Below are 26,974 nucleotides of genomic sequence, written 5' to 3'. Positions count from 1 at the left end.
GGTGGTGGCCGTGTCATCAAGGGCTGGGACCAGGGCGTGCAGGGCATGAAGGTCGGCGGCCGCCGCCAGCTGACCATCCCGGCGCACCTCGCCTACGGCAACCAGAGCCCGACCCCGGCGATCAAGCCGGGCGAGACGCTGATCTTCGTGGTCGACCTGCTCGGGGTCTGATCACCGTACGACCGGAGCGGCCCGGTCCTGTGACCGGAGCCGACCACCTGGGGTCCATGCCTGTTCGGGCATGGGCCCTCGGCTTTTGCCGCGACGCTCGGTAGCGGTACGGTCGTGCCGCAGAAGCACCCATAGGGAAGGGCGTCGATGGCCATTGCCAAGGCCGAGCGGTTGATGAACCTGGCGCTGTGTCTGCTGGGGACGCGCCGGCCGCTCAGCAAGCGGGAGCTGCGGGAGTCCATCGAGGCCTACCTGGAAGCCGGGTCCGACGACTCGTTCAACCGCATGTTCGAGCGCGACAAGGACGATCTGCGCGAACTCGGCCTGGTCATCGAGACGGTGGAGAACCTCGACGGCGAGGTCGGCTACCAGGCCCGCCGCGACAGCAACAGCCTCCCGCCCATCACCCTCGACGCCGAGGAGGCCGCCGCCCTCGGACTCGCCGCCAAGGTCTGGCAGCAGGCCCGCCTCGCCGGTGCCGCCAGCGGCGCCCTGCAGAAGCTGCGCGCGGCCGGCCTTCCCGAGGACGTCGACCCGTACGAGGCCCATGGGGCGCTGGAGCCGCGCATCCCGGTGCACGAGGCCGCGTTCGAGCCGCTGATGCTGGCCTGCCGGGACCGCCGCCCGGTGGTGTTCGAGTACCGCAAGGCCACCGCCGCCCGCCCCGAGCCCCGCCATGTGGAGCCGTGGGCCCTGGAGTGCTGGCGCGGCCACTGGTACCTCGCCGGTTTCGACCGGGACCGGGGCGCCGAGCGGGTCTTCCGGCTGTCGCGGATCACCGGCAAGGTGCGCAGCCGGGGCGGTGCCTTCACCGCCGAGGTCCCGGACGTCGTCACCGTGCGGGAGACCGTGGCGAGCTGGGCGGGGGAGACCGCCGACCGCTCCGCGCTGATCCGGCTCCGCGCGGGCGCCGGTTACCCGCTGCGGGCCAGGGCCACCGCCGTGCGGGAACTCGGCGACGGCTGGGACGAGTTGGAGATTCCGTACGGGCACGGTCTGGACGCCTGGCTGGTCGAGTTCGGGCCCGACGTGGTCGTCCTGGACCCCGCCGAGCTGCGGGCCGACGTGGTGGACCGGCTGCGTGCCGTGGCCAAGGGTTGAGGGGACGTAAGAAAGTGGTGGGAAAACCGGCCCGGCCGGCGAACGCCATCGACCAGACCCGGCGGATGCTCTCCCTGGTCACGTATCTGCGCGAGCGCCCCGGCGCCCGTATCGAGGACGTGGCCCGTGCCTTCGGGATCACCGAGGACGAGCTGGTGTCGGACCTCGATGTGCTGCCCATGTGCGGAACCAGTTTCCGCGGCGGTGACCTGCTCGACATCGACACCGACGGCGAGCGGATCTGGTGGCACAACCCGGCCGCGCTCGGGGCGGAGGCCGCCGAGCCGCTGAGGCTGGCCGCCGACGAGGCCACCGCCCTGCTCGTGGCCGCCCGTGCGGTCGCCACGCTGCCCGGACTGCGCGAGAGCGACCGGCAGGCGCTGCTGCGGGCCACCGCCAAGGTGGAGGCGGCCGCGGGCGAGGCGGCCGGGGCCAGCTCCCGGCTGTCGGTGACCTTCGAGTCGGAGGGCGGTGTCTTCGCCGACGTCGACCGGGCCATCTCGGAGCGCCGACGGCTGTGGATCCGCTACTACTCGCCGGCCCGCGACGAGCTCACCGAACGCGAGATCGACCCGATTCGCCTGGTCAGCGTGGGTCACACCTATGTCGAGGCATGGTGCCGCCGCTCGGAGGCGCGCCGCACGTTCCGTCTCGACCGGGTCGCCGAGATCAAGATCCTCGACGAGCCGTCCGCGCCGCCCGAGATCGAGCTGCGAGACCTGTCGGAGGCGCTGGTGCAGCCGGCCGCCGAGGACCCGGAGGTCGTCGTCGAGGTCGGGCCGGGCGGGCGGTGGGTCGCCGAGTACTACCCGCACGACAGCGCCGAGGAGCTCCCGGACGGTGGGCTGCGCATCACCCTGCGCACCCCCGATCCCGCCTCGCTGCGGCGGCTCGCGCTGCGGCTCGGGCCGGACGGGCGGATTGTCTCGCCCCAGGACCTGGCCGACAGCGCCCGCCGGGCGGCCCGCGAGGCCCTGGCGGCCTACGACGAGGTCGTACCGGCGTACGACGGGCGCGACGCGAGGCTCGGTGCGCCCCGGGCGGCCGGTGGAGTTCAGGAGCGGCAGTACGACAGACAGGAGCGAGGGCTGTGAACGGCGGGTCGGCTGGGTCCGGAGTTCAGGGTCGGCAGGGTTTACCGGGTGTGCAGGAGATGTCGGCGGCGGTCGCGTTCGCGGGCATGAAGCGGGTGGTCGACGTGGTGTTCAGGGCCGGATGCCCCGACTGCCGGGCCAACGTCGAACTCGGCGCGAGCGCGCTGCGGCTGGCCATCGGCGCCACCAGCAAGACCACGTTCTACTCCTTCACCTGCCCCGAGTGCGGTGTCGCCGTCCGTAAGCCGGCCGGGGAGCGCATCGTCGAGCTGCTGACCGGGGGCGGCGTGCGGACGCTGCGGCTCCATTCGCCGGGCTAGGGTCGTCGCATGTTCTGGCCGATGTTCGCTGTCGCTATGGGTTTTCTGGGGCTCGCCGTGCTGGGGGTGCTCGCCGTCCGGGTCTTCGTCGAGGCCCAGCGGCTGGGCCGGCAGGTCACCGAGTCGGCGCGGCGGATCAACAGGGCGGCGGAGGATCTGGAGCGGGCGACCGCGAGCGCGGCCCGCTCCGCGGACTCGTTGTGAGCGGTCGGGCTGCTTCGTGAACGCGGTGTGAGCCGTCGGCCGCTGCTCGGGCCCCGTGTGAGCGGGCCTGCTCCGCGGATGCCGCGTGAGCCGCCGGCCTGCTCCGCGGAAGCTGAGCGGTCGGCCTGCTTCGAGTCCGTGCTGTGTGCGGTCGACCCGGTCCGTGGCCGTGCTGTGAGCGGTCGACCCGCTCCGTGGACACGCCGTGAGGTAAGAGTGTGGCTGCTGTGGGGAGCGGGCGCGCTTGCTGGGTGTCGACGGGCCTGTGCGGTTTGCGCCACTTCGCCCTGTCACCTTCATACCTTCGGCAGGTACGCTGCCTGTCGCGGCCCGGTGAACGAGGCCAGGGTCGCGCGAATCGGGAGTACGCACAGGGATTGCCTCTGATTCACCCCTGAGCGTTACGATCGCTGCCAGTACGATCGTTCGGACACTTGTCCGACCGGTCGGACAGCCCCCACCCGCCGCCTCGGTGAAGAAGGTAGACAGCTATGGGTAGGCTCGGCCCCACCGAGATCATTCTGATCCTCGTCGTCATCGTCCTGCTGTTCGGTGCGAAGAAGCTGCCGGACATGGCACGCTCGCTCGGCAAGTCCGCCCGCATCCTCAAGAGCGAGGCGAAGGCCATGAAGAGCGACGGCCAGGAGGACACCACCACCTCCGCCGCGCCTCCGCACGCCGGCGACACCCCGGCTCAGCGCACCATCCAGGCCGCGCCCGGTGACGTGACCAGCTCCCGCCCGGTCGCGGAGCCGACGGACACGACCAAGCGCTGACGCAGGGCCGGACGACGCTTCCGGCCTGCCGCACGAGATGGGAACGTGGGTTGCTCAAGTCTGCCCGCAAGAAGGAGAAGGATCCCGAGGGGCGGATGCCCCTCGTGGAGCACCTTCGCGAACTCCGCAACCGGCTGGGCAAGGCGATCCTGGCCATCATGGTGGCGTCGATCGTGGGTGTGGTCTTCTATCAGGAGATCATCAACTTCCTGACCCGCCCGGTCCAGGAAGCCGTCGGTTGCACCCGGGACTTCACGGAGCTCGCCAAGGAGAGCAAGGGAGCCTGCGGCAACATCACGATGTCGGGTCTGATGGGCCCGTTCACGTTGATGATCAAGGTGTCCCTGACGGCCGGTGTGGTCATCGCCAGCCCGGTCTGGCTCTATCAGCTGTGGGCCTTCATCGCGCCCGGTCTGCACCGGCACGAGAAGCGCTACTCGATGGCATTCGTCGCCGCGGGCTTCCCCCTGTTCATGGTGGGCGCCTACTTCTCGTACCACGTACTGCCCGCGGCCGCCGAGGTCCTGCTCGAGTTCACCCCTGACGACACCGTCAACCTGCTGCCCCTGGACGAGTTGCTCGACCTCGTGACCCGCATGGTGATCGTCTTCGGCCTCTCCTTCGAGCTACCGCTCGTCCTGGTCATGATGAACATGACCGGTCTGGTCAAGGGGCGCCGCATGCTGGGCTGGTGGCGCGGCATGGTCATGGGCGTCACCGTGTTCGCGGCCTTCGCCACGCCGACCGTCGACCCGGTCTCGATGTTCTCGCTGGCCGCGCCGATCATCCTCCTCTACTTCCTCGCCACCGGCTTCGCCCTCATGAACGACCGGCGAAAGCGGGAGCGCGAGGCGCTGGGCCCCGCCGACGACGAGGCGTCCGAGCTGGATCTCACCCCCGAGGACATCGGCGAGGTCGAGGCCGTGTCGGTGAGCAAGGCGCTGCCGGCGCAGGCCGAGCCCGAGCGGGAGCGGATCAACGGCTACGACGACGTCACGTGAGTAACCGGTCACGCACCGCGCGGCGCTCGGTCGGCCCGACACCACCGCTGAGCGCGATCCCTGCCCGGCCGCAGCGCCGATCGCCGTGAGGACAACGGCAGTGGGCCCCACCCGGAACCTGGATGGGGCCCACTGCCCTTGTCCTTCGCGCCCACGGTGACGCAGGTCTCGAAGAGCGACGTGGACCCGTCCTGACCCAGGCCAAGATCGGCGTTGCGGCCGACGGGAGCATTGGTTCGGATTTCGAACTGCGGGCGAGATCGTTTTTTCGGGCGTGGGACGTCCTGATCTCGATGGCGCCCCGATCCGGATAATGATCGTCCCGTTGTCAGTGGGGCCCGGTACGCTCGAAAGCACGATGACAGAGGATCTCTCACCGGCCGAGCGGTATGCGGCAGCACGTAGGCGCGCTGCCGAGCAGGCCACCGCGCTCGCGTCCTTCCGCGAGATGTACGACTTCGGCCTCGACCCCTTCCAGATCGAGGCCTGCCAGGCGCTCGAGGCGGGCAAGGGCGTCCTGGTGGCCGCCCCCACCGGCTCGGGCAAGACGATCGTCGGCGAGTTCGCCGTCCACCTCGCCCTGAAACAGGGCAAGAAGTGCTTCTACACGACACCCATCAAGGCCCTGTCGAACCAGAAGTACGCCGACCTGTGCCGCCGTTACGGCGCCGACCAGGTCGGACTCCTCACCGGCGACAACAGCGTCAACTCCGACGCCCCGGTGGTCGTGATGACCACCGAGGTCCTGCGGAACATGCTGTACGCGGGCTCCCAGACCCTCCGCGGCCTCGGCTACGTGGTCATGGACGAGGTGCACTACCTCTCCGACCGCTTCCGCGGCGCCGTCTGGGAAGAGGTGATCATCCACCTCCCCGAGTCGGTCACCCTCGTCTCCCTCTCGGCGACCGTGTCGAACGCCGAGGAGTTCGGCGACTGGCTGGACACCGTGCGCGGTGACACCGAGGTGATCGTCTCCGAGCACCGGCCCGTGCCGCTGTTCCAGCACGTGCTCGCCGGCCGACGGATGTACGACCTCTTCGAGGAGGGCGAGGGCCACCGCAAGGCCGTCAACCCCGACCTCACGCGCATGGCCCGCATGGAGGCGAGCCGCCCCTCCTACCAGGACCGCAGACGGGGCCGCGCCATGCGCGAGGCCGACCGTGAGCGCGAGCGTCGCCAGCGCTCCCGCATCTGGATCCCGAGCCGGCCGGAAGTCATCGAACGGCTCGACTCCGAGGGCCTGTTGCCGGCCATCACCTTCATCTTCAGCCGTGCCGCCTGCGAGGCAGCCGTCCAGCAGTGCCTGCACGCGGGCCTGCGCCTCAACGACGACGACGCACGCCTCAGGGTGCGCGCCCTCGTCGAGGAGCGCACGGCGTCCATCCCCTCCGAGGACCTCCACGTCCTCGGCTACTTCGAGTGGCTGGAAGGCCTGGAGCGCGGCATCGCGGCCCATCACGCGGGCATGCTGCCGACGTTCAAGGAGGTCGTCGAGGAACTGTTCGTACGCGGCCTGGTCAAGGCCGTGTTCGCCACCGAGACCCTCGCCCTCGGCATCAACATGCCCGCCCGCTCGGTGGTGCTGGAGAAGCTCGTCAAGTGGAACGGCGAGCAGCACGCCGACATCACCCCCGGCGAGTACACCCAGTTGACCGGCCGCGCCGGCCGCCGCGGCATCGACGTCGAGGGCCACGCCGTCGTGCTGTGGCAGCGCGGCATGAACCCCGACCACCTCGCCGGACTCGCGGGCACCCGCACCTATCCGCTGCGCTCCAGCTTCAAGCCGTCGTACAACATGGCGGTCAACCTGGTCGAGCAGTTCGGCCGGCACCGCTCGCGGGAGCTGCTGGAGACGTCCTTCGCGCAGTTCCAGGCCGACAAGTCCGTCGTCGGCATCTCCCGCCAGGTCCAGCGCAACGAGGAAGGGCTCGAGGGCTACAAGGAGTCCATGACCTGCCACCTCGGGGACTTCGAGGAGTACGCCCGTCTGCGGCGTGACCTGAAGGACCGGGAGACCGAACTGGCCAAGCAGGGCGCGGCCCAGCGGCGCGCCGAGGCCGCCGTGGCCCTGGAGAAGCTCAAGCCGGGCGACGTCATCCACGTCCCGACCGGCAAGTACGCGGGACTCGCCCTGGTACTGGACCCCGGGCTGCCCGCCGGGCGGTCCAACGGCCACCGCGGCTTCGAGTACCACGACGGGCCGCGCCCGCTGGTGCTCACCGCCGAGCGGCAGGTCAAGCGGCTGGCGTCGATGGACTTCCCGGTGCCCGTCGAGGCGCTGGAGCGGATGCGGATCCCCAAGTCCTTCAACCCCCGCTCGCCGCAGTCCCGCCGCGATCTGGCGTCCGCGCTGCGCACGAAGGCCGGCCACCTGGTGCCCGACCGGCACCGCAAGCGGCGCTCCGCCGCCGCCGACGACCGTGAGATCGCACGGCTGCGCGCCGACCTGCGGGCCCACCCCTGCCACGGGTGCAGCGACCGCGAGGACCACGCCCGCTGGGCCGAGCGCTACTACCGGCTCAAGCGGGACACCACCCAGCTGGAGCGGCGCATCGAGGGCCGCACCAACACGATCGCCCGCACCTTCGACCGGATCGTCGCGCTCCTGACCGAGCTCGACTACCTGCGGAGCGACGAGGTCACCGAGCACGGCAAGCGGCTCGCCCGCCTCTACGGCGAGCTGGACCTGCTGGCGAGTGAATGCCTGCGCGCCGGCGTCTGGGAGGGCCTCGGCCCCGCGGAACTCGCCGCCTGTGTCTCCGCGCTCGTCTACGAGGCCCGGGTCGGCGACGACGCGATGGCGCCGAAGCTGCCGTCGGGCGCCGCGAAGGCCGCGCTCGGCGAGATGGTGCGGATCTGGGGGCGGCTGGACGCGCTGGAGGAGGAGTTCCGGATCACCCAGAGCGAAGGGGTCGGACAGCGCGAGCCCGACCTCGGCTTCGCCTGGGCCGCGTACATGTGGGCCTCCGGGAAGGGGCTCGACGAGGTGCTGCGGGAGGCGGACATGCCGGCCGGTGACTTCGTGCGGTGGTGCAAGCAGGTCATCGACGTGCTGGGGCAGATCTCGGCGGCGGCCCCGCCGGGGTCGACCGTGGGCAGGAGCGCGCGCAAGGCGGTCGACGAGCTGCTGCGGGGGGTTGTGGCCTACTCCTCGGTGGGGTGACGCCAACGGGACGGAGGGCGACGCCTACGGGGGTGGGGCGCGGGTTGGCCGGCGGGTGCGGGTTGTGTGTGGCTGGTCGCGCAGTTCCCCGCGCCCCTGAGTACTCCCGGGTTACGCGGCGCCCTCGGGTCGGCCACTGGTCAGGAACGACCTCCAGCCGCCGTAGCGTGTGATGTCCTCGGCGTCCCGCAGGGCTGTCGGTTCGCAGAGGAAGCCGGGGGTGCTCGTGCCGTCGGCCAGCTGCACACTGCCCAAGGCCATGGGGCGGGGGAGCGCCGTCAGGAGGCGGCCCAGGCCCTCCGCCGGGAGGCGCCAGATCTCCGTCTCGATCGCGGCGCCGCCCTCGCCGACGTGGACCAGGCCCGGCTTCGGCGGGGACGTCCGCAGCGCGTGGAGGCGGTAGACCGGCGCGGTCGTCGTCGTGCACTCCAGACGGGCGCCCAGGGCGAGGAGCTGGGGGTTCAGGGGCTGCCCCGACAGGTGGGCGCCGACCACGGCCAGCCGGGTCTCCGGCCTGAGGAGCGCCGCGATCCTGGCCAGCCGCTCGTCCGTGAACGCCGGGCCGATCAGCATCACACCGAAGGGCAGGCCGTTCACCTCGCCCGCCGGGGCGGCGACCGCCGCCAGGTCGAACAGGTTCGTCGAGTTGGTGAAGCGGCCCAGGCGGGCATTGGCGCCCAGCGGGTCAGCGGCGACATCGGCGAGGGTCGGATGCCCCGGGGCCGTCGGCAGCAGCAGGGCGTCCGCGTCGGCCAGTTCGACGAGGGCGTGGGCGCGCAGGGCGGCCAGCCGGTCCTGGTCGGCGAACAGTTGATGGGCCGGGACCTCGCGGGCGCGGCCGATGATGCCGGCCACGGTGGGGTCGAGACAGTCCACACCGTCGGCGAGCGCCTTGTCGACGAAGGCGCCCACCGCCGTGTACCGCTCGGCCACGAACGCGCCCTGGTACAGCATCGCGGCCGCCTCGGTGAACGGGGTGAGGTCCAGGGCGCGGATCTCCACGCCCGCGTCGCCCAGTCGCGTCACCGCCGCCTCGTACGCCTCCGCCCAGCCGTCGTCCAGTTCACCGAGCTGCTCGCGCGACGGGACGGCGACCCGCCATGGACCCGGTGTGCGCTGCGGAAGGGCCGGGAGGGCGCGGGCGGGCGGGGAGGCCATGTGGGCGAGGGCCTGCTCGGCCTCCGGGAGGGTGCGGGCGAACACCGTCACACAGTCGAGGGAGGCGCAGGCCGGGACCACTCCGGTGGTGGGGACCAGACCACGGGTGGGCTTGAGGCCGACGATGCCGTTGAAGGCGGCGGGAACGCGGCCCGAGCCCGCGGTGTCCGTACCGAGGGCGAGGTCGACGACGCCGAGCGCCACCGCCACGGCCGAACCCGAGCTGGAGCCGCCGCTGATCCTGGACGGGTCGTGGGCGCCTCGGACGGCGCCGTACGGAGAACGGGTGCCGACGAGGCCGGTCGCGAACTGGTCGAGGTTGGTGGTGCCCAGCACGATCGCACCGGCCTCGCGGAGACGGGCGACGACCGGGGCGTCCGCGTCCGGCGTGTACGCGTAGGCCGGGCAGCCGGCGGTCGTGGGGAGGCCGTGGACGTCGATGTTGCCCTTGACGGCGAGGAGGCGTCCGGCGAGGGGCAGCCGGTCGCCCGCGGCGAGGCGGGCGTCCACGGCCCTGGCCTCCGCTTCGACGTCCGGTCGGGAGCGTAGACCGATCCAGACCTCCGGGCGGTGCACGGCGTCGAGGCGCGCGTACGCCAGGCGGACTCGGGTCAGCGTCGGCTGCGCGGACGGGGAGGGCGACGGGTGCGGCATCGGTGCTCCTGGGCTGGGACGGTCCGTCGGGCGGGCGGGGCGAGCCCCGATCAGTCGGTGTCGGGGGTCAGGACGAGGAGTGGTGTGCCCGCCTGGACCTGGGCGCCCGGGACGGTCAGGGTCTCGTGGACCACGCCGTTCAGCGGGGAGTGGACGCGGGACTCCATCTTCATGGCCTCCAGGGTCAGCAGGGGCCGGCCGGTGGTCACCCGGTCCCCGGGCCGGACGTGGAGCTGCCAGACCGACGCGGCGAACTCCGCCTCGATCACCCGCCCGCCCGCCGGGACGTCGATCTCCGTCGAGGGCACCGGTGCGGCGGTGGCGGCCTCCGCTCGGGCGAACTCGCCGGCGGCCTCCCAGGCGGCTCGTTCCGCGGCGAAGGCGGACCGCTGGCGTGTCCTGAACCCGGCTATGGAGTCGGCGTGTTCGGTGAGGAACCGCTGGTGGTCGGCGAGGGAGAACTCGCCCTCCTCGATCCGGGGGACGAAGCGGCCGGAGATGATGTCGGCCCGCAGGGCGAGGAGTTCGTCCGCGTCCACCGGATACCACTTCACCCGGTCGAAGAAGCGCAGCAGCCACGGGGAGCCCACCTCGAAGGCACCGCGCTGCTGCCAGGGGGACCAGACCTGGGTGGTGCGGCCGACGAACTGGTAGCCGCCGGGCCCCTCCATGCCGTAGACGCACAGGTAGGCGCCGCCGATGCCCACCGAGTTCTCGGCGGTCCAGGTGCGGGCGGGGTTGTACTTCGTCGTCACCAGGCGGTGGCGCGGGTCGAGCGGGGTCGCCACGGGCGCGCCCAGATACACATCGCCCAGGCCCAGGACCAGGTACTCGGCGGCGAACACCGTGTCGTACACGTCCGCCACCGATTCCAGGCCGTTGACACGGCGGATGAACTCGATGTTCCACGGGCACCAGGGCGCGTCGTCGCGGACACCGGCCATGTAGCGGGCGATGGCCTCACGGGTCGCGGGATCGTCCCAGGACAGGGGCAGATGGACCGTGCGGGAGGGGACGACCAACTCGTCGGCCGGGGGCAGCGAGGAGACGATCCCCCGTACGGTGGCCAGGAGTTCGGATTGGGGGAGCCGGGCCGGGTCGGTGCGGATCTGGAGGGAGCGGATGCCGGGGGTGAGGTCGGTGACGCCGTCGGGGCCCGTCTCGGCCACCGCCTCCATCAGGGCGTGCACCCGCATCCGCAGACCCAGGTCCAGCTGCATGGGGCCGAACTCGACGAGCAGGTTGTCGTCGCCGCTGCGGCGGTACGTCACCTCGCCGTCCCGGGCCAGGACACCGCCGTCGACGATCGCGGGGCGGGGCGAGGCGTCGTCGGCGACGGGCAGGAAGCGGACCGTGTCGCCCGGGCGGAGCTGTCCCAGCTTCCAGCGTTCCGAGGAGATCACCGTCGCCGGGCAGACGAAACCGCCGAGTGAGGGGCCGTCGGGGCCGAGCAGGACCGGCATGTCGCCGGTGTAGTCGACGGCGCCGACCGAGTACGGGGTGTCGTGGATGTTGGAGGGGTGCAGACCCGCCTCGCCGCCGTCGGTCCGCGCCCAGCGGGGCTTGGGGCCGACCAGCCGTACGCCGGTGCGGGCCGAGTTGAAGTGGACCTTCCAGTCGGCGGCGTAGAACTCGTGGATGTCCTCCTCGGTGAAGAACTCCGGTGCCGCGTGCGGCCCTTCGAGAGCGGCCACCTGCCAGGTCGAGCCGAACACCGGGCGGGCCCCGGCCGGTACCGGGCTGCCTTCGCCGGCCCCTCCGCCGTGCAGCACGTCGCCCGTCCTCAGCTCCCGGCCGCCGTGGCCGCCGAAGCGCCCCAGGGTGAAGGTGGCCGCGCTGCCGAGGAACGACGGCACGTCCAGGCCGCCCCCGGCGAACAACACGTAGGTGCGCAGGCCGTGTTGGTCGGGGGCGCCGACGGCCAGTACGGCGCCGGCGGGCACCGTCACCGGCTCCCACTGCGGAACGGATGAGCCGTCCACGGTCACCGGGGCCGGGGCGCCCGTCACGCACACCGTGGTGGCGTGGGTGAACCGCAAGGAGGGGCCCCGGAGGGTGCATTCGAGGCCCGGTGCGCCCTCGGGATTGCCGAGCGCCGTGTTGCCGAGGCGGAAGGACAGGTCGTCCATGGGGCCGCAGGGCGGTACGCCGACCTGCCAGTACCCGGTGCGGCCTGGCCAGTCCTGCACGGTGGTGAGGGTGCCGCCGGAGATCACCTCGATGCGGGGCGTCGGGTCGGCCACGGTCGCGAGAGTGGCGGTGGAGTGGGTGGCCCGCCGCAGGTCAGGGCTGTGCAGGGCGGCCCGGAGCTGGCCCAGGTTGGTCTCGATGCCGTCGATCCGGGTCCGGGACAGCGCCTCGTCGAGCCGGCGCAGGGCGTGGTCGCGGTCCGGTCCATGGGCGACGACCTTGGCGAGCAGCGGGTCGTACGACGTCGTCACCTCGGTGCCGGTCTCCACCCAGCCGTCCACGCGGACGCCCGGCGGGAACTCCACCCGTGTCAACAGGCCCGCGCTCGGCCGGTGTTCGCGGGAGGGGTCCTCGGCGTAGATCCGGGCCTCGACGGCGTGGCCGCGGGGCGGACCCGGGTCGCGGACGACGTCCGACTCGCCGCGCGCGAGACGCAGCATCCAGGCGACGAGGTCGACGCCGTAGGTCTCCTCGGTGACCGGGTGCTCCACCTGGAGGCGGGTGTTGACCTCCAGGAAGTACGCCTCGCCGCGCTCCGGGTCGTACACGAACTCGACGGTTCCGGCGGAGCGGTAGGCGACGCTCGCGCAGAGGTCGCGTGCCGACGTGGCGAGCCGCTCGCGGACGGCGGCGGGCAGGCCCGGGGCCGGGGCCTCCTCGACGACCTTCTGGTGGCGGCGCTGGAGGGAGCAGTCGCGGTCGCCGAAGGTGACGACGCGGCCCTCGCCGTCGCCGAAGACCTGCACCTCCACGTGGCGGGCGCGCTCGACGAGGCGTTCGAGGAAGACACCGGCGGAGGAGAACGAGGCGGCGGCGACCCGCTGCACCCGTGCCCACGCCTCCGCCAGTTCGGCGGCGGAGCGGCAGGCCGACATGCCGATGCCGCCCCCGCCGCCGGTGGCCTTCAGCATCACCGGGTACCCGACGGCCTCGGCGCGGTCGAGAGCCTCGTCGAGGGAGGCCAGCAGGCCGGTGCCGGGGAGCAGCGGGACGCCCGCGGCCTCGGCGGCCGCCCGCGCGGTGTGCTTCGCACCGAACAGCTCCAACTGCTCCGGGGTGGGGCCCACGAACACGATCCCGGCGTCCGCGCAGCGGCGGGCGAAGGCGGCGTCCTCGGACAGGAAGCCGTAGCCGGGGTGGACGGCGCCCGCGCCCGCGTCCTTCGCCGCCCTCAGCACCAGGTCGGCGTCGAGGTACGACTCCTGCGCGGGCGCCGGACCGAGCCGTACGGCCGTGTCGGCGAGGCGGACGTGGGGTGCGGCGCGGTCGGCGTCGGAGTACACCGCGACCGTGCGCAGGCCCAGGTCGCGGGCGGTACGGAGGACACGGACGGCGATCTCGCCCCGGTTGGCGACCAACAGGGTGCCGAAGGTCATGCGGGGCTCCCTTGGGAGGGGGGTTGGGGGGTCGGGGAGGTGGCTTCGGTCGTGTCGGCGCGGGTTTCGGTCGGGTCGGTGGTGGCTTCGGTCGGGTCGGCGGTGGCTTCGGTCGTGTCGGCGGTGGCTTCGAGCAGTGGCTGGTCGATGGTCATCTCGACGGCCGTCGGGGAGAAGCCGTTGCAGGGGTTGTTGATCTGGGGGCAGTTGGAGACCAGGACGAGGACGTCGCGCTCGGCGCGCAGGGTCAGGGACAGTCCCGGCGCGGAGATGCCGTCGACGATGCCGAGGGTGCCGTCCTTCTCGACCGGCACGTTCATGTACCAGTTGACGTTCGACACCAGGTCGCGTTTGCCGAGGCCGTGCCGGGCGCCCTCCGCGAGGAAGTTGTCCACGCAGGCGTGCTGCGACCAGGTGTGGTGCCCGTACCGCAGGGTGTTCGACTCCTTCGAGCAGGCGCCGCCCACGGTGTCGTGCCGACCGACGTCGTCGGCGACCACGGTCATCAGCGGGGTGTGCTCGTTGGACATCAGCACACTGCCGGTGGTGAGGAAGATGCCGCCCTGCGCGTGGATGGTGTCGGGGGCGCTGTAGCGGACGGCTGTGTCGTGGGCGTCGTACACGAGGAAGTCGACGGCCTGGTTGCCGTGCAGATCGGTGAGGGTGAGGGTCCCGCCGGCCGGGACGACGGCGGACCAGGCGGCACGGGCCGCGACGACCACGGAAGTCATACGGTCCTCCTCGCGGCGCGGGCCGGAACGATCAGGGTCGTCATGCGGTCCCCCTGGCGGTGCGGAACTCGGCGGTGTTGAGGAAGGCCCGGCGTCCTTCCGGGGTGGCGTTCCACAGCGGGTCGTCCGGCTCGGTCGCTCGGGCCCGCCAGGCGAGCACCTCCAGCGCGGTGCTCACGTACTCCGGGCGCGGATCGGCCGGGTGCGGGACGTTGGCGACGAGGACGGTGACGTCCTGCTCGGTGCGCAGGGTGACGCTGGTGCCGGGGCCGGCTGAGCCGGTGAAGTCGAGGGTGCCGTCGTCGCGGACCTCGACGCCCTGGAAGAACGAGAGGGAGGGCGGCAGGTCGCGGGGGCCGAGGCCGTTCTTCGCGGCGGCGAGCTTGAAAAGTTCGCGTCCGGCGGGGGAGGGGGACTGGGGGCTGCCGTCGCCGTAACGGGCGGTGTTGCGTACGAGGGTGGAGGTGCCGCACAGCGCGTCGTGCCGGCCGGAGGTGTCGGCGACCAGGGAGGCGAGGACACGGCCCTGGTCGGACAGGAGCAGGACGCCCTCGCCCAGGTAGGCGTTCCACTGGACCTTGACGGTGTCGGCGACGTTCAGTCGCTCCCAGGGACGGTCGGCGACGTACAGCAGGACATGGGCGCAGGCGTCGCCGTGCGGGTCGGTCAGGCGCAGCTCCGTCCCCCGGGCCAGCACCTTGTGCGTGTAGTTGCCGCCCGCGACGGTCTCGGCCCACAGCAGGGGGCCGGCGTCGGCGGGCGGGTCCGGCCAGTCGCCGGCCGGGACCACCGGCATCGCCTCGGCGCGGGTGCCCTCCTGGGCGCGGGCGTGGTCGCGTGCTCCGTACGTGGTCGCTGTCGCCATGGCGGGACCTCCGGGTGCGGCGCTTATTTCTGTCGTGCGACAGAAATTAAGGGGGAGGTGGGTCGCCGCCATGTCCCGCGCGTTGCGAGGTAGTTACTGGGGCCTCACCGGTCTTTCGTTGGCGGGGTGTTGGTGAGGGAGGGTGGGGACGGGCGGTGGGGGTGGATGGGGGATGGCCCGTGGTGGGGGACCCCATGGCCCGTGGTGGGGGATGGCCCGTGGTGGCGGATGGCCCGTGGTGGGGGCTGATCGCCGCCCGGAGGGGTGTCGCGGTGCGTGTGCGAGGATCGAACGCATGGGAAGCGCGGGCGGTGCGGGCGAGCGCACGGGAGGTGCGGGTCGTGCGGGCGAACGTGCGGGAAGTGCCGGGGGTGCGGCCGGACGTACGGGAGGTGCGGGTCGCGCGGCTGAACGTACGGGAAGTGGCGGTGGTGCGGCCGAACGTACGGGAAGTGCCGGTGGTGCGGGTGGGCGGCGGGTCGGTAGGCCCAGGGTCGCGCAGCGGCCGGACAGCGGATTGTCGCCGCGCGATGAACTTCTCGCTGCGGCGGCCGAGTTGTTCACCACGCGTGGTTATGCCGCCACCACCACCAGGGCTGTCGCCGAGCGGGCCGGGATGCGTCAGGCGTCCATGTACCACTACGTCTCCGGCAAGGAGGAGCTGCTGGCCGAGCTCCTGGAGTCCACGGTGACGCCGTCCCTGGGATACGCCCGTGACCTGCTCACCCGGGACGCCGAGCCGGCCGAGGAGCGGCTGTGGGAGCTGTGCCGCGCCGATGTGGAGCTGCTGTGCGGCGGCCCGCACAACCTCGGCGGGCTGTACCTCCTCCCCGAGGTTCGTGCCGAACGCTTCGCCGGGTTCCACGCCGTGCGGGCCGAACTCAAGGACGCCTACGGCCAGTTGATCGCGGCGACGGCCGTGGGCGGGGCGCTCGCCAAGATCGAGCTGGAGCTGCGGACCGACCTCGTGTTCGGGCTGATCGAGGGGGTCATCCTCGTGCACCGCTCCGACCCTGACCGCGATGTGTCCGGATTCGCCGAGGCCACCGCGGACGCCGCGCTGCGTATCGTCGGCGCCTGAGGCCTACCGCATGGCGCCTGGCCACCGCCTTCGCACGCCCGTGCGTCGTCACGCTGTGCGTTCGAGTCGCGCCTGAGCGTGTAAACGAACAGAGCGTACTCCTGTCGCGAGGGCGATTTCAGGCGGTTGCTGAATATGACACAGCGATGATCCGGTCGGACTAAGCTCGCCCGCAGCGCACCGAGTTGAGGTGTATTCGTGCGCTTGTTCCAAAAATTACCGAAGATCCAGTTTGATTCCCGGATGAACCCCCAGCTAGTCCCAGAAGTCCCAGCAAGTCCCCCGACCTCCAGCCGATTTGTCGTTAGAGGGCATACATGGTGAGTGTTCAATCGCCTCCCGGTGGCCGTGACCTCCCCCACGGGCGCGTACTACTGCTGCCGGCGATACTGATGGCCGCGGCGACCGGGACCACCGTCGCCCTGGTGACAGGGCCGGTCCGGCTCGCCGTCGGCTTGTCCGGAGCCGTCGCGACACTGCTGCTGATCGCGGTCGCGGTCGTGGCCGTGCGCGGCAACCACCGTTCCGTGCGCGAACTGCGCGCCGAACAGGAACGGCGCACCCTCTCCCTGGAGCAGCGGATCGCCGCCCACGACCAGGAGTTCACCCGGCTGGGCAAGGAGATCCTGCCCGCCGTGCTGTACCGGCTGCGTGGTGGAGAATCCCCCTCAGAGGTGATTCGCCACGTCATCGACGGTGACGCGGAGTGGCGGGAACTCCCCCAGTCGCAGCGCGACTTGCTGCGCGCGGTGCTCGACATCGTGGACCGCGAGGAAGCGATGCGTGACTCCTCGCAGCGTTCCTTCGTCAACATCGCCCGCCGGGTCCAGGCGATCGTCCACCAGCAGAACAAGGAACTCCGAGAGATGGAGGAGGACCACGGGCGCAACCCCGAGGTCTTCGACGACCTGCTGCGCATCGACCACGGCACCGCGCTGATCGGCCGCCTCGCCGACTCCATCGCCGTCCTCGGCGGCAGCCGCCCGGGCCGCGTCTGGCCCAAGCCGGTCCCGCTGTACAGCTGTCTGCGCGGCGCGATGTCCCGCATCCTGGAGTACCGCCGCATCGAGCTGCACTCCATCGCCAAGGTCAACGTCAACGGCGTCTCCGTCGAACCCGTCATCCACGCCTGCGCCGAACTCCTCGACAACGCGACCCGCTACTCCCCGCCGCACACCAAGGTGCACGTCACCGCGGTCGAGGTGCAGACCGGCGTCGCCATCGAGATCGAGGACGGCGGCATCAGCCTCAGCGAGGAGGCACGGGCCAAGGTCGAGGACATGCTGGCGAAGGCGCAGCAGGGCATGGACATGTACGACCTTGGCGGCAGCCCGCGTCTCGGTCTGGCCGTCGTGGGCCGGCTGTCGACGATGTACAAGATGCAGGTCTCCCTGCGGCCGTCCGCCTACGGCGGCGTCCGAGCGGTCGTCGTCGTACCTCGCGACATGCTCACCGAGGAGGCCGCCCCGGGCCTCGCCCATGGCATCGGCATCGGCGCCGTACCCACCATGGACACCGGCGGTGTCGAAGGCCCCAACCGCAAGCCGAAGCGTCGTCGTCCGACCACCGGTCCGCGGATCCCCAGCTCCGCGGAGGAGATGGGGCCGGGCGTGGAGGACGACGTGCCCGTCGTCACCGAGTGGACCGCCAACGGTCTGCCGCAGCGCCGCAGCCGGAACAAGATCCCGCTCAGCCAGCGCTACGCCGAGGCCGCCGCCGCGGAAGCCGCGGCAGAGGCGGCGATGGCCGCCGCCCCCGTGTGGCAGCCGGAGCCGGAGCCGAAGAAGGAGCTGCCCCCGCCCGGTATGTGGGTGGAGGCGTTCATGGCCGGGCTCAAGGGCGACCCCGACCCGAACGCATTCAGGAACCCGGACGCCTCGACCACGTCCACCGCTCTCACCGCGAACACCGAGCCGGCCCGTACGGAGGCCGACGACGAGGGGGACCTCAAGTGATCCAGCAACGAGCCAATTTCGACTGGATGCTGAAGGATCTGGCCGACGGAGTACCCGGCATCCAGCAGATCGTCGTGCTGTCCGCCGACGGGCTGCGGATCGCCCGCCACGGAGGCGACCCGGACGCCGCCGACCGGGTCGCGGCCGCCTGCGCGGGACTACAGAGCCTGGCCGGAGCCGTCGCGGGGGAGATCCCGCAGAGCGACGGTCACATGCGGATGGTCATCATCGAGATCAACGGCGGCTACTTCTATCTGATGGCCGCCGGTTCCAACGCCTACCTCGCGGTGCTCGCCAATGAGATCGCGGAGCCCGGCCTGATGAGCAACCGCATGCGGGACCTCGTGGACCGGATCGGCGCCCATCTGACCAGTCCGCCCCGTCGGAACGGGCAGACCGTATGACGCCTCCGCAGCGCCGGCGGCGCCAACCCAAACACGAGCCGTCTCCTCCGTTCCATGAGGACGACCTTCCGACCGCGACGGGGGAGCGGCCCCCCGAGCGTCTCTACATCCTCACGGGAGAGGACGGCGAACGAGCCCCGATCGACCTCGTCACGTTGATCGTCGCGCGCGCCGATCCACCGCCGTCTGCCGCTCCGGAGCAGTCGGCGCTGATCCGAATCTGCCAAGCCCCTTTGTCCGTGGCCGAGATCTCGGCCTATCTCAACCTGCCGATCAGCGTGGTGACCGTCCTGCTCACCGAGCTGCTGACGGCCGAACTGGTTCAGGCGCGCGCACCCGTCGTCCGGCAGGCGCGGGCCGACCGTTCCCTCCTCGAAGCGGTGATGCATGGACTTCAAAAGCTCTGACACCATCACGGGTCCACGGACCGAGGACCACCTACCGCACACCGCGCAAGCCGCGGCGAAGATCGTGATCGTGGGCGGTTTCGGGGTCGGCAAGACGACCATGGTGGGCTCCGTCAGCGAGATCAGGCCGCTGACGACCGAGGAGACCATGACCCAGGCCGGCATCGGCGTCGACGACAACTTCGGCTCCAAGTCCAAGACCGCCACCACCGTGGCCATGGACTTCGGCCGTATCAGCATCACGGACCAGCTGGTGCTCTACCTGTTCGGCACCCCCGGCCAGGAGCGCTTCTGGTTCCTGTGGAACGGCCTGTTCGAGGGCGCCCTCGGCGCGGTCGTCCTGGTCGACACCCGTCGCCTGGAGGTCAGCTTCGACGTCATGGGCCGTCTGGAGGAGCGCAACGTGCCCTTCGTGGTCGCCGTCAACGACTTCCCGGACGCCCCCCGCTACGCGATCGAGGAACTGCGCCAGGCGCTCGACCTGGCCGAGGAGATCCCGATCATCCGGTGCGACGCCCGCCGCCGCGCGTCCAGCCGGGACGTCCTGATGACCCTCATGCGCTTCCTGCACTCCCTGGCGATGTCGGGGGCGTCGGCTTGACCCCGGCACCCCTCCGAGTCGTCGTACCACGACTGCTCTGAGCAGCCCGCCGCACCTGCCCCGACCGGGAGCCGTGTCGTCCCGGACGCTGTCCCCTCTCGGTCTCATCGCACTACATACCGGATCCATTTCCGTTCGAAAGCGATCGTTGTGACGCCTGAATCCCACTCTCTGACCGACACGGACCACCCCTCGGCCGCGCCGCCCCCGGGCTGCCCCGCGCACGACCTCGGCCCCGGCGGCCTGCGCCGGCTCTACGGCCCCGGAGCGGAAGACCTGGGAGCCGTGTACGAGAAGCTCCGCGCCGAACACGGCCCGGTGGCCCCCGCCCTTCTCCACGGGGACCTACCGATCTGGGTGGTCCTCGGCCACAGCGAGAACATGCACATGGTGAGCACCCCCTCCCACTTCTGCCGCGACACCCGCCTGTGGACCCCCATGCAGGACGGCACGGCCAAGCCGGACAACCCGCTCATGCCCCACCTCGCCTGGCAGCCCCTGTGCTCGCACGCCGAGGGCGACGAGCACCTACGGCTGCGCGGCGCGGTCAGCGGCGCCATGTCGACCATCGACTACCGGGCGATCCGTCGCCACATCAACCGTGCGACCCAGCACCTGGTCAACAAATTCTGCGAGCAAGGCAGAGCCGACCTGGTCAGTCAGTTCGCGGAGCGCCTGCCGATGGTGGTCATGTGCGAGATCTTCGGCATGCCCGAGGAGTACAACGACCGGCTCGTGGAGGCCGCCCGGGACCTGCCCAAGGGCACGGAGACAGCCCTCGCCAGCAACGCGTACATCATGGACGTCCTGATGCGGCTCACCGCCCGACGCCGGGCCGAGCCCAAGGACGACTTCACCAGCCACCTCATCAACCATCCGGCGCGGCTCACCGACGAGGAGGTCGCCCAGCACCTGCGGCTCGTCCTGATCGTCGCCTCCGAGAGCTGCGCCAACCTGCTCGCCAACGTGCTGCGCGTGGTGCTCACCGACCCTGGCTTCCGCGCCCAGCTCAACGGCGGCCAGATGACCGTGCCCGAGGCGGTGGAACAGACCCTGTGGGACGAACCGCCCTTCAGCTCCGTCATCGCCTACTTCGCCAAGCAGGACACCGAGCTGGCCGGTCAGCGCATCCGCCAAGGCGACGGCCTGCTCCTCGGGATCGCCCCCGGCAACGTCGACCCGCGGGTGCGCCCCGACCTCAAGGCCAACATGCAGGGCAACCGCTCCCATCTCGCCTTCAGCGGCGGCCCCCACGAATGCCCCGGCCAGGACATCGGTCGCGCCATCGCCGACGTCGGTGTCGACGCGTTGCTGAACCGGGTGCCGGACATCCAGCTGGCCTGCGACGAGCACGAACTGCGCTGGCGAGAGACCATCTCGAACCGGCATCTGGTCGAGCTGCCGGTGAAGTTCGAGCCGGGACCCCAGCAGGAGGTCACCCTCAGCTCCCCTGCCGAGTCGGTTCCGTCCCAGCGCACCGGCTCCAGGGTCGCCGCCGAGCAGCCTCGGCCGACGGCTCCGGAGTCTGTCGACACACCTGGCACACCTCAGCCGACGCCGGCATCGGGGCAGGCCGGCCGTAGGGGTGTGTTCCACCGTTTCCTGCGCTGGCTCGGAGGCAAGTGAGGCGTCCCACGGCCGCCACGGTCGCTACTGCTCAGCGTTGTCGTTCGAGGACCAGGCTCGCAGCTCACGGCGGCTGACGAACCGGTGGTCGCGTCCGGTGACCGGGTCGGTGAACTCCAGCTCTCGCGCCACCAGTTGCAGAGGATCCCGGAAATCGCCGGCCGCCACCGGGTCGGTCACCACGGGATACAGGGGGTCGCCGAGGATCGGCAGTCCCAACGCGCTCATGTGCACGCGCAGCTGATGCGTCTGCCCGGTACGCGGCAGCAGCCGGTACCGGGCCACGCCCTTCCGCTCCGCCAGCAACTCGATCCGGGTCTCGGCGTTGGGTTCACCGTCGACCTCCTGAGCTGCCATGTGCCCGCGCGATTTCACGATCCGGCTCCGCACGGTGCGTGGCAGATCCACCGTCGTGTCGTACGGAGCCACCGCCTCGTACACCTTCTCCACCTGCCGGTCGCGAAACAGCGACTGGTACGCCCCGCGCTCCTCGGGGCGCACCGTGAACAGGACCAGCCCCGCCGTCAGCCGGTCCAGGCGGTGGGCGGCACTCAGCGCCGGTATCCCCAGCTGCCGCCGCAGTCGCGCCAGGGCCGTCTCGGCGACATGGCTGCCGCGCGGCGTGGTGGCCAGGAAATGAGGCTTGTCGGCCACCACCACGTGCTCGTCCTGATACACGACGTCGACCGGGAACGGCACCCGTTCCTCGTCCGGCAGCTCCCGATGGAACCAGACGAACAGCCCGGGCACATACGGCGTGTCCCGCTTCACCGGGCGCCCCTCGGCGTCCACGATCAGGCCCGCGTCGAGCATCCCGTCGATCACACCGGCCCCGGGCGCGAGCCGCTCCACGAGATGGTCACGCACCGTCGCCCACACGTCCCCGGCCGGAAGCCGTACCCGTACCGGATCCACTCCTTCGCGCTGGGGCAGGGGAGAGGGCGGGGGCGGGGTGCGGCGTCTCATCGGATCAAGCCTACGACCTCGCTCCGAGACGCCACCGCGTACGCCGGACCCCGTCAGGGGATCACTTCCGCTCCGTTCCGACCGGCGAACAGCGAACTGCCGCTCCGTACGGAAGACGCACAGGCGAGAGCGAGCCGCTGCAGCTCCGCCACGTCGAAGTGCGCATCCCAGCGGCCGTGCAGCCAGCCGCGAACAATGGTCGAGCTGTCGGCGTAGAGCCTGTCCAGTTCGGGGCCGACGTCGACCTGACCGACCTGCTCCTCGCAGGCACATTCGGCCCGCGAGAAGTAGTCGGCCAGCCGGGGCGCGTACGTCCACTCCACGCTCGGGCGAAGCTTCTTGCGCACCGTGGTCCGGGTGCCGTCGTGCATGCGTTCCCGGCCCCCACGTGCGTAGAGGCAGGTACCCACGACGAAGCCGGCGACGACGCGCTGCCACTGCTCGCCCCCGACGGCGCAGGTGTGGCTCAGGCAGACCTCCAGGATGTCCCAGAGCTGTTCTCGCTCCGACAGCCGCAGACCGAGGTTGTTGCGGTTGCCGTTGTCGGCGTCGCGGCCCTGGTCGATCAGGTCGTGGGCCAGAACGGCCACCATCGTCGCCTCATAGGCGATCTCCCGGTATCGGCCCGAGAGGTCGTCCTGGACGGTGTAGATGTGCACCCCTATGTCGGCGCCCCTGATCCGGATGTACTCCTCGGTCGTGAAGAGATAGGGCAGCTGGAGGATCCCGGTCAGGTTGTCGAGGAGCTGGACCGACCCGCACTCCGCCTGGGCGGCGACCACGAGTTCGCCCTCTTCCCCGTGTGTCTGGACACATTGCCGGGATGCGGCTATCGCCTCCCGGGCGAGGCGCCCGATCTCCCGCTCGTGCGGCACCGTCCCCGCGTAGTACTCGCTGACCCCCGCCAGGACGCCCCACAGGAAAGTGGTCCTGGCCTCGAGAGCGCTGCTCGACTCGGGGGCGGTGCACAGAGCGGTGAAGAGACCGGACATCTCCCTCGCGAACGAGTAGGAGGGCGTACCGCCCACAGCTCTTCGGCACCACTCCTGCGCCCGGTCGACCAGCAGTTCCTCCCGTACCCCGACCGCCGGCGGGCCCGACGGAGTCCGCATCAGCCGGTCACAGGCGGCGGCCAACAGTCCTCCTGTGTCCCTGCCGAGCAGGGCCTGCCAGTTCACCTGCCATCGCTCACGGCGCAGCAGGGCGCGTACCGCCCAGAGATCGGGGGACCGAACCACGTCCAAGGACGAGCTGGGCGCTCGCAACGCGGAGCGACTGGCATTGGCGGCCCTGGCCTCGATCGCATGGCAGAGCATTCGGGACAGGGTGACGGCATCGGGCTCGGACAGGAGCCACGTGACCGAGTTGCGCCATCCCGCGAACTCGTAGACCGGCGCAGCCCGGCGAGGAAGCCCGCGGCCCACCGTGGTCATCAGACTCGGCAGCTCAACCACTGGCTGCCCCCTCCTCGTCTGGCCTGCCTCCCCCTGCGCCCTCCTGCGACCGGCAGCCCATGGCCGTGGTCACAGGCGACGCAGGACGGTGCTGAACCCTCGGGTGACTGATCTCCCGTCGCGGGTGCGAGACCTGGCAGTAACGGTCATCTTCAGGCCGTTCGGCTTGAGTGGAACACTGCGTCGACGGCTTCGGAGCTAAACTCGAGTCGCCACTGGGCGCACAAAACGGCTTCGGGGTCACTGAGGCCCCGAGTGACTGATCCTGAGCAGAGCCTTTCACGATGCCCTCCGGATGGCGGAGTCGACCAAAGTACGTGAACTACACGCTGTGCTCGATGTGTTACTGCTTTCGGTGAGGTGGATTCGGGAGCGAATCCAGCCTCCTGGCGGAGCCCGGTCGAGTGGGTTCCGTCCATGGCGTGGTGGAGCGGATGACGTCGGCCGCAGTCGTCGGGGACGACCGCCGATCCGCATGCTGAATGGGTGGTCGCCACCGTTACTGTCGCGCCGAAGGCGGTCAGGTCATGGATCGCATCCACCTTCCAGTGGCTGAATGGGTTTCGTCAACAGTTCGAAGTTGGAACATGTTCGGGCGGGGGTGTGTCGGCGACGCACCGTCGTATGACCACATCGGGCGCTTCCGGGAGTCGTGTTGACCGCTGGCCGAAGCGGGCATCGGGACACCCCCCCCTCCGGCGGGGCGCGGTGCGGCATCGCCTCGTGCCGTCGACTCGTTCTCAGATCCCGCCACTTGGCACCATGCGATGGATCGCGCCTGCCCAAAAGGGCGTATCGCCCGGCGCACGGGGCGGATTCCCCGGCGGCCGGATGCACGGTGTCACGCCCGCCCATCCCCGCGCGCGGTCAAAGGGTCAGGTCTGTCGGGGCGGGCCCGCCGCGGACACGCGGGAGCCGCGCGTCAGCCTGTACAGCACCCCCACCCCCACCGTGACCAGCAAGAACAGAAGGGTGAACCACTGGAACCACCAGCCGCTGCCCGAGGGGTCGTAGACCTCGGCTCGGGGCCAGGCCAGGTTGATGGTCATGAACAGGCCGTAGACGAGGGCGAGGGCGTTGACGGGGAGGCCCCAGCGGCCGAGGGAGAAGAGGGGCCTGCCCGTCTCGTCCGTGCCTCCGGCGGGGAACGTGCCCTTGAGGCGCCGAACGAACAGGGGGCCGGTGACCATCGCGTACGCCAGGTACAGCATCACGATGCAGGTCGTGCCGATGGCGAGGAACGCGTCCGGCGAGACGAAGTTCAGGAGCAGCAGGGCCGCTGCGAGGGCGCCCACGACCACGGCCGGCGCGCCCGGCATTCCCGTGCGCGGGTTGACCCGTGCGAGCCGTGCCGAGAAGGGGAGTTGGCCGTCGCGGGCCATCGAGAACAGCATGCGGCAGGCCGACGTCTGGATCGCCAGCGTGGCCACCGCGATCGCCACCACCACGTCGGCGAGCAGCAACCGGCCCACACCGTCGCCGAGGCTGCTCGTCAGGACGTAGCTCAGCCCGTCCACGGCCAGTCGGCCGTCGGTGAGGCTGGGCGCGGCAAGCAGTCCGCCGAGGACGATGAGGCCGCCGAGCAGTCCCGCCGCCCCCAGAGCGGTGAGGATCGTCCGGGGCGCGGTGCGGCGCGGATGGTGGGTCTCCTCGCTCATCTCGCCCGCGCTGTCGAAGCCGATCATCACGTACGCCGCCATGAACGAGCCCACCAGCAGCGCCCCGAGGAGGTCCGTGCCGCCCTCGGCCGTGTGGAAGGTGATGCCGGGGGAGCGCTCGGCATGGGTCAGGAGGAGGACGACGATCAGGATCGCCCCGATGATCTCCGCGGTCACCCCCACCCGGTTCACCACGGACAGCACCCGGTTGTCCAGGACGTTCACCAGGGTGGTGAGCGCCAGCAGAACCACGCCGAGCACGGCCGCGTTCGCCGCTCCCGTGGCGCTGGTCGGCGCCGGGTCACCGCCCACCACTTGGAAACCGGACCAGATCGCGGGCATCACCATCTGCAGGGCGAGCGCGGCCGCCGCGACCACCACGATCTGCCCGATCACCATGATCCAGCCGGCGAACCAGCCGAACGTGGCGTTCGACAGCCGCGAGGACCACTGGTAGATGGCGCCCGAGATCGGATAGCGCGCCGCCAGCTCCGCGAAGCAGGCGGCGACCAGGAGTTGGCCGAGCAGCACGGCCGGCCAGGTCCAGAAGAAGACCGGGCCGCCGAACGCGAACCCGAACGCGAAGAACTGGAAGACGGTCGTCAGGACGGAGATGAAGGAGAAGCCGGCCGCGAACGAGGCGTACCTGCCCAGACTGCGGTGCAGTTCCTGGCGGTAGCCGAACGCGGTCAGTGAGGTGTCGTCGGGGGAGTGCGACGGGTCGGGGCGGAGGCTGGCGGGGGAGGTGCTCGTCATGGCGGCAACCTGCTTTCGCAACAAGCGGCACGAGCGTTCGCACGGCAGTGGCGCGAATTCCTGTCGGGTGACAGAAATGAGGGGACAGAAGCTAGGGGAGCCCCGTGTCGTGCGTGTCACACGACCGTGTCCGCGACGCGCCCAAACCCTCACGGGAGGGCGGATCGGGGGTGGTTGGGGTGAGCGCGGCAGGCGGGTGTGGTGTGCGGTGGCAGGTCTGGCCCGCGGTGGCCGGGTGTTGAGTGCCGCGGCCGGGAATCTCGTCGGCCTATGCTGAACGGCCTCTCTGGGTCACCCCGCCGCTAGGAGCCGTGGATGAACGACGTGTCGCCCGCCCATCGGCTCTTTCCTGGTGTGCCGGAGTCCCCGGTGCTCCTGCATGTGCCGCACGGTTCACGGGTGATACCCGCGGCCGTACGGGAGGGGATCGTCCTCGATGACGGCGCGCTGGAGCGGGAGCTGGACCACATCACCGACGCGCACACGGACCGGATCGCCGAGCGGGCCGCCGCCCGCGCGGGAACCACGCCCTGGAGGTTCGTCAACCGGCTCTCGCGGCTGGTCGTCGACCCCGAGCGGTTTCCCGACGAGCGGGAGGAGATGCTGGCCGTGGGGATGGGCGCCGTCTACACGAGAACGACGCACCGGGAGGCCCTCCGTCCGGACGGGTTCGACGGACGGCCCCTCGTCGACGCCTACTTCGTGCCGTACGCCGCCGCGATGACCGACGCCGTGGCGCAGCGTCTGGAAGCCGTAGGGCGGGCGGTGGTCGTCGACGTCCACTCGTACCCGAGCGAGCGCCTCCCCTATGAGCTCCACGGCGACGGGCCCCGGCCGCCGGTCTGCCTGGGCAGCGACCCGTTCCATACGCCGCCCGAGCTTCTCGGCCTCGCGGAGGAGGCGTTCGCGGGGTTCGGCGGGACGGGCGTCAACAGCCCGTTCGGGGGCACGTACGTGCCGCTGAAGTACTACGGGAAGGACCCACGGGTCACCGCCCTGATGATCGAGATCCGCCGCGACGTCTACATGACCGAACCGGGCGGCCCGGCGGGCTCCGGCCTGGAGGAACTCGCGGCCGCGCTGGCCCGGTTCGTCGACACGGCGACGCATGCCATCTGAGCCCGTCCCGCCGTTGTCTTCCCGGGTGCCTTCCCGGGTGCCTCCCCGGGTGCCTTCCCGGGTCCGTTCGGGTGGCCGTCACGGGGCGGCCCTGGCGGTTTGTCGCACGGGGGTGGGTCCGGCCGACGGTGAAGGGTGAAGGG

At 71.0% G+C, this 26,974-nt stretch carries 21 protein-coding genes and 1 pseudogene; 15 read left to right on the top strand and 7 right to left on the bottom strand.

Features of this window, described 5'->3' with window-relative positions; genetic code table 11:
- The 8 genes from SMA5143A_RS10395 to SMA5143A_RS10360 form a co-directional block, all read left to right on the top strand.
- Nucleotides 1-171, top strand: a 171-nt coding sequence (locus SMA5143A_RS10395; protein WP_181361801.1) for an FKBP-type peptidyl-prolyl cis-trans isomerase, incomplete at its 5' end; no start/stop codon positions are given.
- A gap of 147 nt (nt 172-318) precedes the next feature.
- A complete protein-coding gene (locus SMA5143A_RS10390; protein ID WP_107462585.1) occupies nt 319-1,272 on the top strand; it encodes a helix-turn-helix transcriptional regulator in 954 nt (317 codons plus the stop codon).
- Nucleotides 1,273-1,286: 14 nt separating this feature from the next.
- Nucleotides 1,287-2,366: a helix-turn-helix transcriptional regulator gene (locus tag SMA5143A_RS10385; protein ID WP_107462584.1), complete on the top strand. Its 1,080-nt coding sequence runs from the start codon at nt 1,287-1,289 to the stop codon at nt 2,364-2,366.
- Nucleotides 2,367-2,425: 59 nt separating this feature from the next.
- Nucleotides 2,426-2,686 carry a hypothetical protein gene (locus SMA5143A_RS10380; protein ID WP_055716780.1) on the top strand — a complete coding sequence of 87 codons (261 nt, stop codon included), beginning with the start codon at nt 2,426-2,428 and terminating at the stop codon, nt 2,684-2,686.
- Between the two features lie 9 nt (nt 2,687-2,695).
- Entirely contained in the window at nt 2,696-2,890 is a 195-nt protein-coding gene (locus tag SMA5143A_RS10375; protein WP_107462582.1) for a hypothetical protein, read from the top strand.
- A 491-nt stretch (nt 2,891-3,381) separates the two neighbouring features.
- Nucleotides 3,382-3,666, top strand: coding sequence for a Sec-independent protein translocase subunit TatA (gene tatA, locus SMA5143A_RS10370; RefSeq protein ID WP_055517803.1), 285 nt, complete (start codon nt 3,382-3,384; stop codon nt 3,664-3,666).
- Nucleotides 3,667-3,716: 50 nt separating this feature from the next.
- A complete protein-coding gene (gene tatC, locus SMA5143A_RS10365; protein WP_055517804.1) occupies nt 3,717-4,667 on the top strand; it encodes a twin-arginine translocase subunit TatC in 951 nt (316 codons plus the stop codon).
- A gap of 313 nt (nt 4,668-4,980) precedes the next feature.
- Nucleotides 4,981-7,830 carry a DEAD/DEAH box helicase gene (locus SMA5143A_RS10360; protein ID WP_107462581.1) on the top strand — a complete coding sequence of 950 codons (2,850 nt, stop codon included), beginning with the start codon at nt 4,981-4,983 and terminating at the stop codon, nt 7,828-7,830.
- 111 nt (nt 7,831-7,941) lie between these two features.
- Here SMA5143A_RS10360 and atzF read toward each other — a convergent pair whose 3' ends face one another.
- The 4 genes and pseudogenes from atzF to SMA5143A_RS10335 form a co-directional block, all read right to left on the bottom strand.
- Nucleotides 7,942-9,642: an allophanate hydrolase gene (gene atzF / locus SMA5143A_RS10355; RefSeq protein ID WP_107462580.1), complete on the bottom strand. Its 1,701-nt coding sequence runs from the start codon at nt 9,640-9,642 to the stop codon at nt 7,942-7,944.
- Nucleotides 9,643-9,692: 50 nt separating this feature from the next.
- On the bottom strand, nt 9,693-13,208 hold the full coding sequence (locus tag SMA5143A_RS10350; RefSeq protein ID WP_107462579.1) for a 5-oxoprolinase/urea amidolyase family protein: 3,516 nt from the start codon (nt 13,206-13,208) through the stop codon (nt 9,693-9,695).
- Between the two features lie 146 nt (nt 13,209-13,354).
- Nucleotides 13,355-13,939, bottom strand: a pseudogene (locus SMA5143A_RS10340) (urea amidolyase associated protein UAAP2); the annotation flags it as partial.
- A gap of 40 nt (nt 13,940-13,979) precedes the next feature.
- Nucleotides 13,980-14,804, bottom strand: a complete 825-nt coding sequence (locus SMA5143A_RS10335) for an urea amidolyase associated protein UAAP1 (RefSeq protein ID WP_107462578.1) — start codon at nt 14,802-14,804, stop codon at nt 13,980-13,982.
- Between the two features lie 517 nt (nt 14,805-15,321).
- Here SMA5143A_RS10335 and SMA5143A_RS10330 point away from each other — a divergent pair.
- The 6 genes from SMA5143A_RS10330 (at nt 15,322) to SMA5143A_RS10305 (ending at nt 20,878) form a co-directional block, all read left to right on the top strand.
- Nucleotides 15,322-15,885 (top strand): TetR/AcrR family transcriptional regulator, encoded by a 564-nt coding sequence (locus tag SMA5143A_RS10330; protein ID WP_258193461.1) that lies wholly within the window; start codon nt 15,322-15,324, stop codon nt 15,883-15,885.
- Nucleotides 15,886-16,202: 317 nt separating this feature from the next.
- Nucleotides 16,203-17,840, top strand: a complete 1,638-nt coding sequence (locus SMA5143A_RS10325; protein WP_107462576.1) for a sensor histidine kinase — start codon at nt 16,203-16,205, stop codon at nt 17,838-17,840.
- Complete coding sequence (locus SMA5143A_RS10320; protein WP_055538138.1) at nt 17,837-18,244, top strand: roadblock/LC7 domain-containing protein; 408 nt, start codon at nt 17,837-17,839, stop codon at nt 18,242-18,244. Before SMA5143A_RS10325 ends, SMA5143A_RS10320 begins: the two co-directional genes overlap by 4 nt.
- Entirely contained in the window at nt 18,241-18,651 is a 411-nt protein-coding gene (locus tag SMA5143A_RS10315; RefSeq protein WP_107462575.1) for a DUF742 domain-containing protein, read from the top strand. The genes SMA5143A_RS10320 and SMA5143A_RS10315 overlap by 4 nt, the downstream gene beginning before the upstream one ends.
- Nucleotides 18,632-19,252 (top strand): GTP-binding protein, encoded by a 621-nt coding sequence (locus tag SMA5143A_RS10310; protein WP_055521482.1) that lies wholly within the window; start codon nt 18,632-18,634, stop codon nt 19,250-19,252. The genes SMA5143A_RS10315 and SMA5143A_RS10310 overlap by 20 nt, the downstream gene beginning before the upstream one ends.
- A 150-nt stretch (nt 19,253-19,402) precedes the next feature.
- Nucleotides 19,403-20,878 (top strand): cytochrome P450, encoded by a 1,476-nt coding sequence (locus SMA5143A_RS10305; RefSeq protein WP_107462574.1) that lies wholly within the window; start codon nt 19,403-19,405, stop codon nt 20,876-20,878.
- 24 nt (nt 20,879-20,902) lie between these two features.
- On the opposite strand, the gene SMA5143A_RS10300 is transcribed toward SMA5143A_RS10305, so the two are convergent.
- The 3 genes from SMA5143A_RS10300 to SMA5143A_RS10290 form a co-directional block, all read right to left on the bottom strand.
- Nucleotides 20,903-21,844: an RluA family pseudouridine synthase gene (locus tag SMA5143A_RS10300; RefSeq protein WP_107462573.1), complete on the bottom strand. Its 942-nt coding sequence runs from the start codon at nt 21,842-21,844 to the stop codon at nt 20,903-20,905.
- 53 nt (nt 21,845-21,897) lie between these two features.
- Nucleotides 21,898-23,298, bottom strand: coding sequence for a hypothetical protein (locus SMA5143A_RS10295; RefSeq protein ID WP_258193460.1), 1,401 nt, complete (start codon nt 23,296-23,298; stop codon nt 21,898-21,900).
- A gap of 875 nt (nt 23,299-24,173) precedes the next feature.
- A complete protein-coding gene (locus SMA5143A_RS10290; RefSeq protein WP_107462572.1) occupies nt 24,174-25,712 on the bottom strand; it encodes an amino acid permease in 1,539 nt (512 codons plus the stop codon).
- Nucleotides 25,713-26,027: 315 nt separating this feature from the next.
- Here SMA5143A_RS10290 and SMA5143A_RS10285 point away from each other — a divergent pair, with 315 nt between their 5' ends.
- Nucleotides 26,028-26,831, top strand: a complete 804-nt coding sequence (locus SMA5143A_RS10285; protein WP_107462571.1) for an N-formylglutamate amidohydrolase — start codon at nt 26,028-26,030, stop codon at nt 26,829-26,831.
- Nucleotides 26,832-26,974 lie beyond the last annotated feature (143 nt).

This window comes from Streptomyces sp. MA5143a (assembly GCF_900290235.1).
Taxonomy (GTDB): domain Bacteria; phylum Actinomycetota; class Actinomycetes; order Streptomycetales; family Streptomycetaceae; genus Streptomyces.
This window is presented reverse-complemented; position numbering and strand designations above follow the sequence as displayed.

Excerpts from the sequence above, each read along its gene's own strand:
- SMA5143A_RS10390 (WP_107462585.1), top strand. The coding sequence starts at position 319 with ATGGCCATTGCCAAGGCCGAGCGGTTGATGAACCTGGCGCTGTGTCTG.
- SMA5143A_RS10380 (WP_055716780.1), top strand. The coding sequence starts at position 2,426 with ATGTCGGCGGCGGTCGCGTTCGCGGGCATGAAGCGGGTGGTCGACGTG.
- SMA5143A_RS10375 (WP_107462582.1), top strand. The coding sequence starts at position 2,696 with ATGTTCTGGCCGATGTTCGCTGTCGCTATGGGTTTTCTGGGGCTCGCC.
- tatA (WP_055517803.1), top strand. The coding sequence starts at position 3,382 with ATGGGTAGGCTCGGCCCCACCGAGATCATTCTGATCCTCGTCGTCATC.
- SMA5143A_RS10360 (WP_107462581.1), top strand. The coding sequence starts at position 4,981 with ATGATCGTCCCGTTGTCAGTGGGGCCCGGTACGCTCGAAAGCACGATG.
- atzF (WP_107462580.1), bottom strand. The coding sequence starts at position 9,642 with ATGCCGCACCCGTCGCCCTCCCCGTCCGCGCAGCCGACGCTGACCCGA.
- SMA5143A_RS10350 (WP_107462579.1), bottom strand. The coding sequence starts at position 13,208 with ATGACCTTCGGCACCCTGTTGGTCGCCAACCGGGGCGAGATCGCCGTC.
- SMA5143A_RS10335 (WP_107462578.1), bottom strand. The coding sequence starts at position 14,804 with ATGGCGACAGCGACCACGTACGGAGCACGCGACCACGCCCGCGCCCAG.
- SMA5143A_RS10325 (WP_107462576.1), top strand. The coding sequence starts at position 16,203 with ATGGTGAGTGTTCAATCGCCTCCCGGTGGCCGTGACCTCCCCCACGGG.
- SMA5143A_RS10315 (WP_107462575.1), top strand. The coding sequence starts at position 18,241 with ATGACGCCTCCGCAGCGCCGGCGGCGCCAACCCAAACACGAGCCGTCT.
- SMA5143A_RS10310 (WP_055521482.1), top strand. The coding sequence starts at position 18,632 with ATGGACTTCAAAAGCTCTGACACCATCACGGGTCCACGGACCGAGGAC.
- SMA5143A_RS10300 (WP_107462573.1), bottom strand. The coding sequence starts at position 21,844 with ATGAGACGCCGCACCCCGCCCCCGCCCTCTCCCCTGCCCCAGCGCGAA.
- SMA5143A_RS10290 (WP_107462572.1), bottom strand. The coding sequence starts at position 25,712 with ATGACGAGCACCTCCCCCGCCAGCCTCCGCCCCGACCCGTCGCACTCC.
- SMA5143A_RS10285 (WP_107462571.1), top strand. The coding sequence starts at position 26,028 with ATGAACGACGTGTCGCCCGCCCATCGGCTCTTTCCTGGTGTGCCGGAG.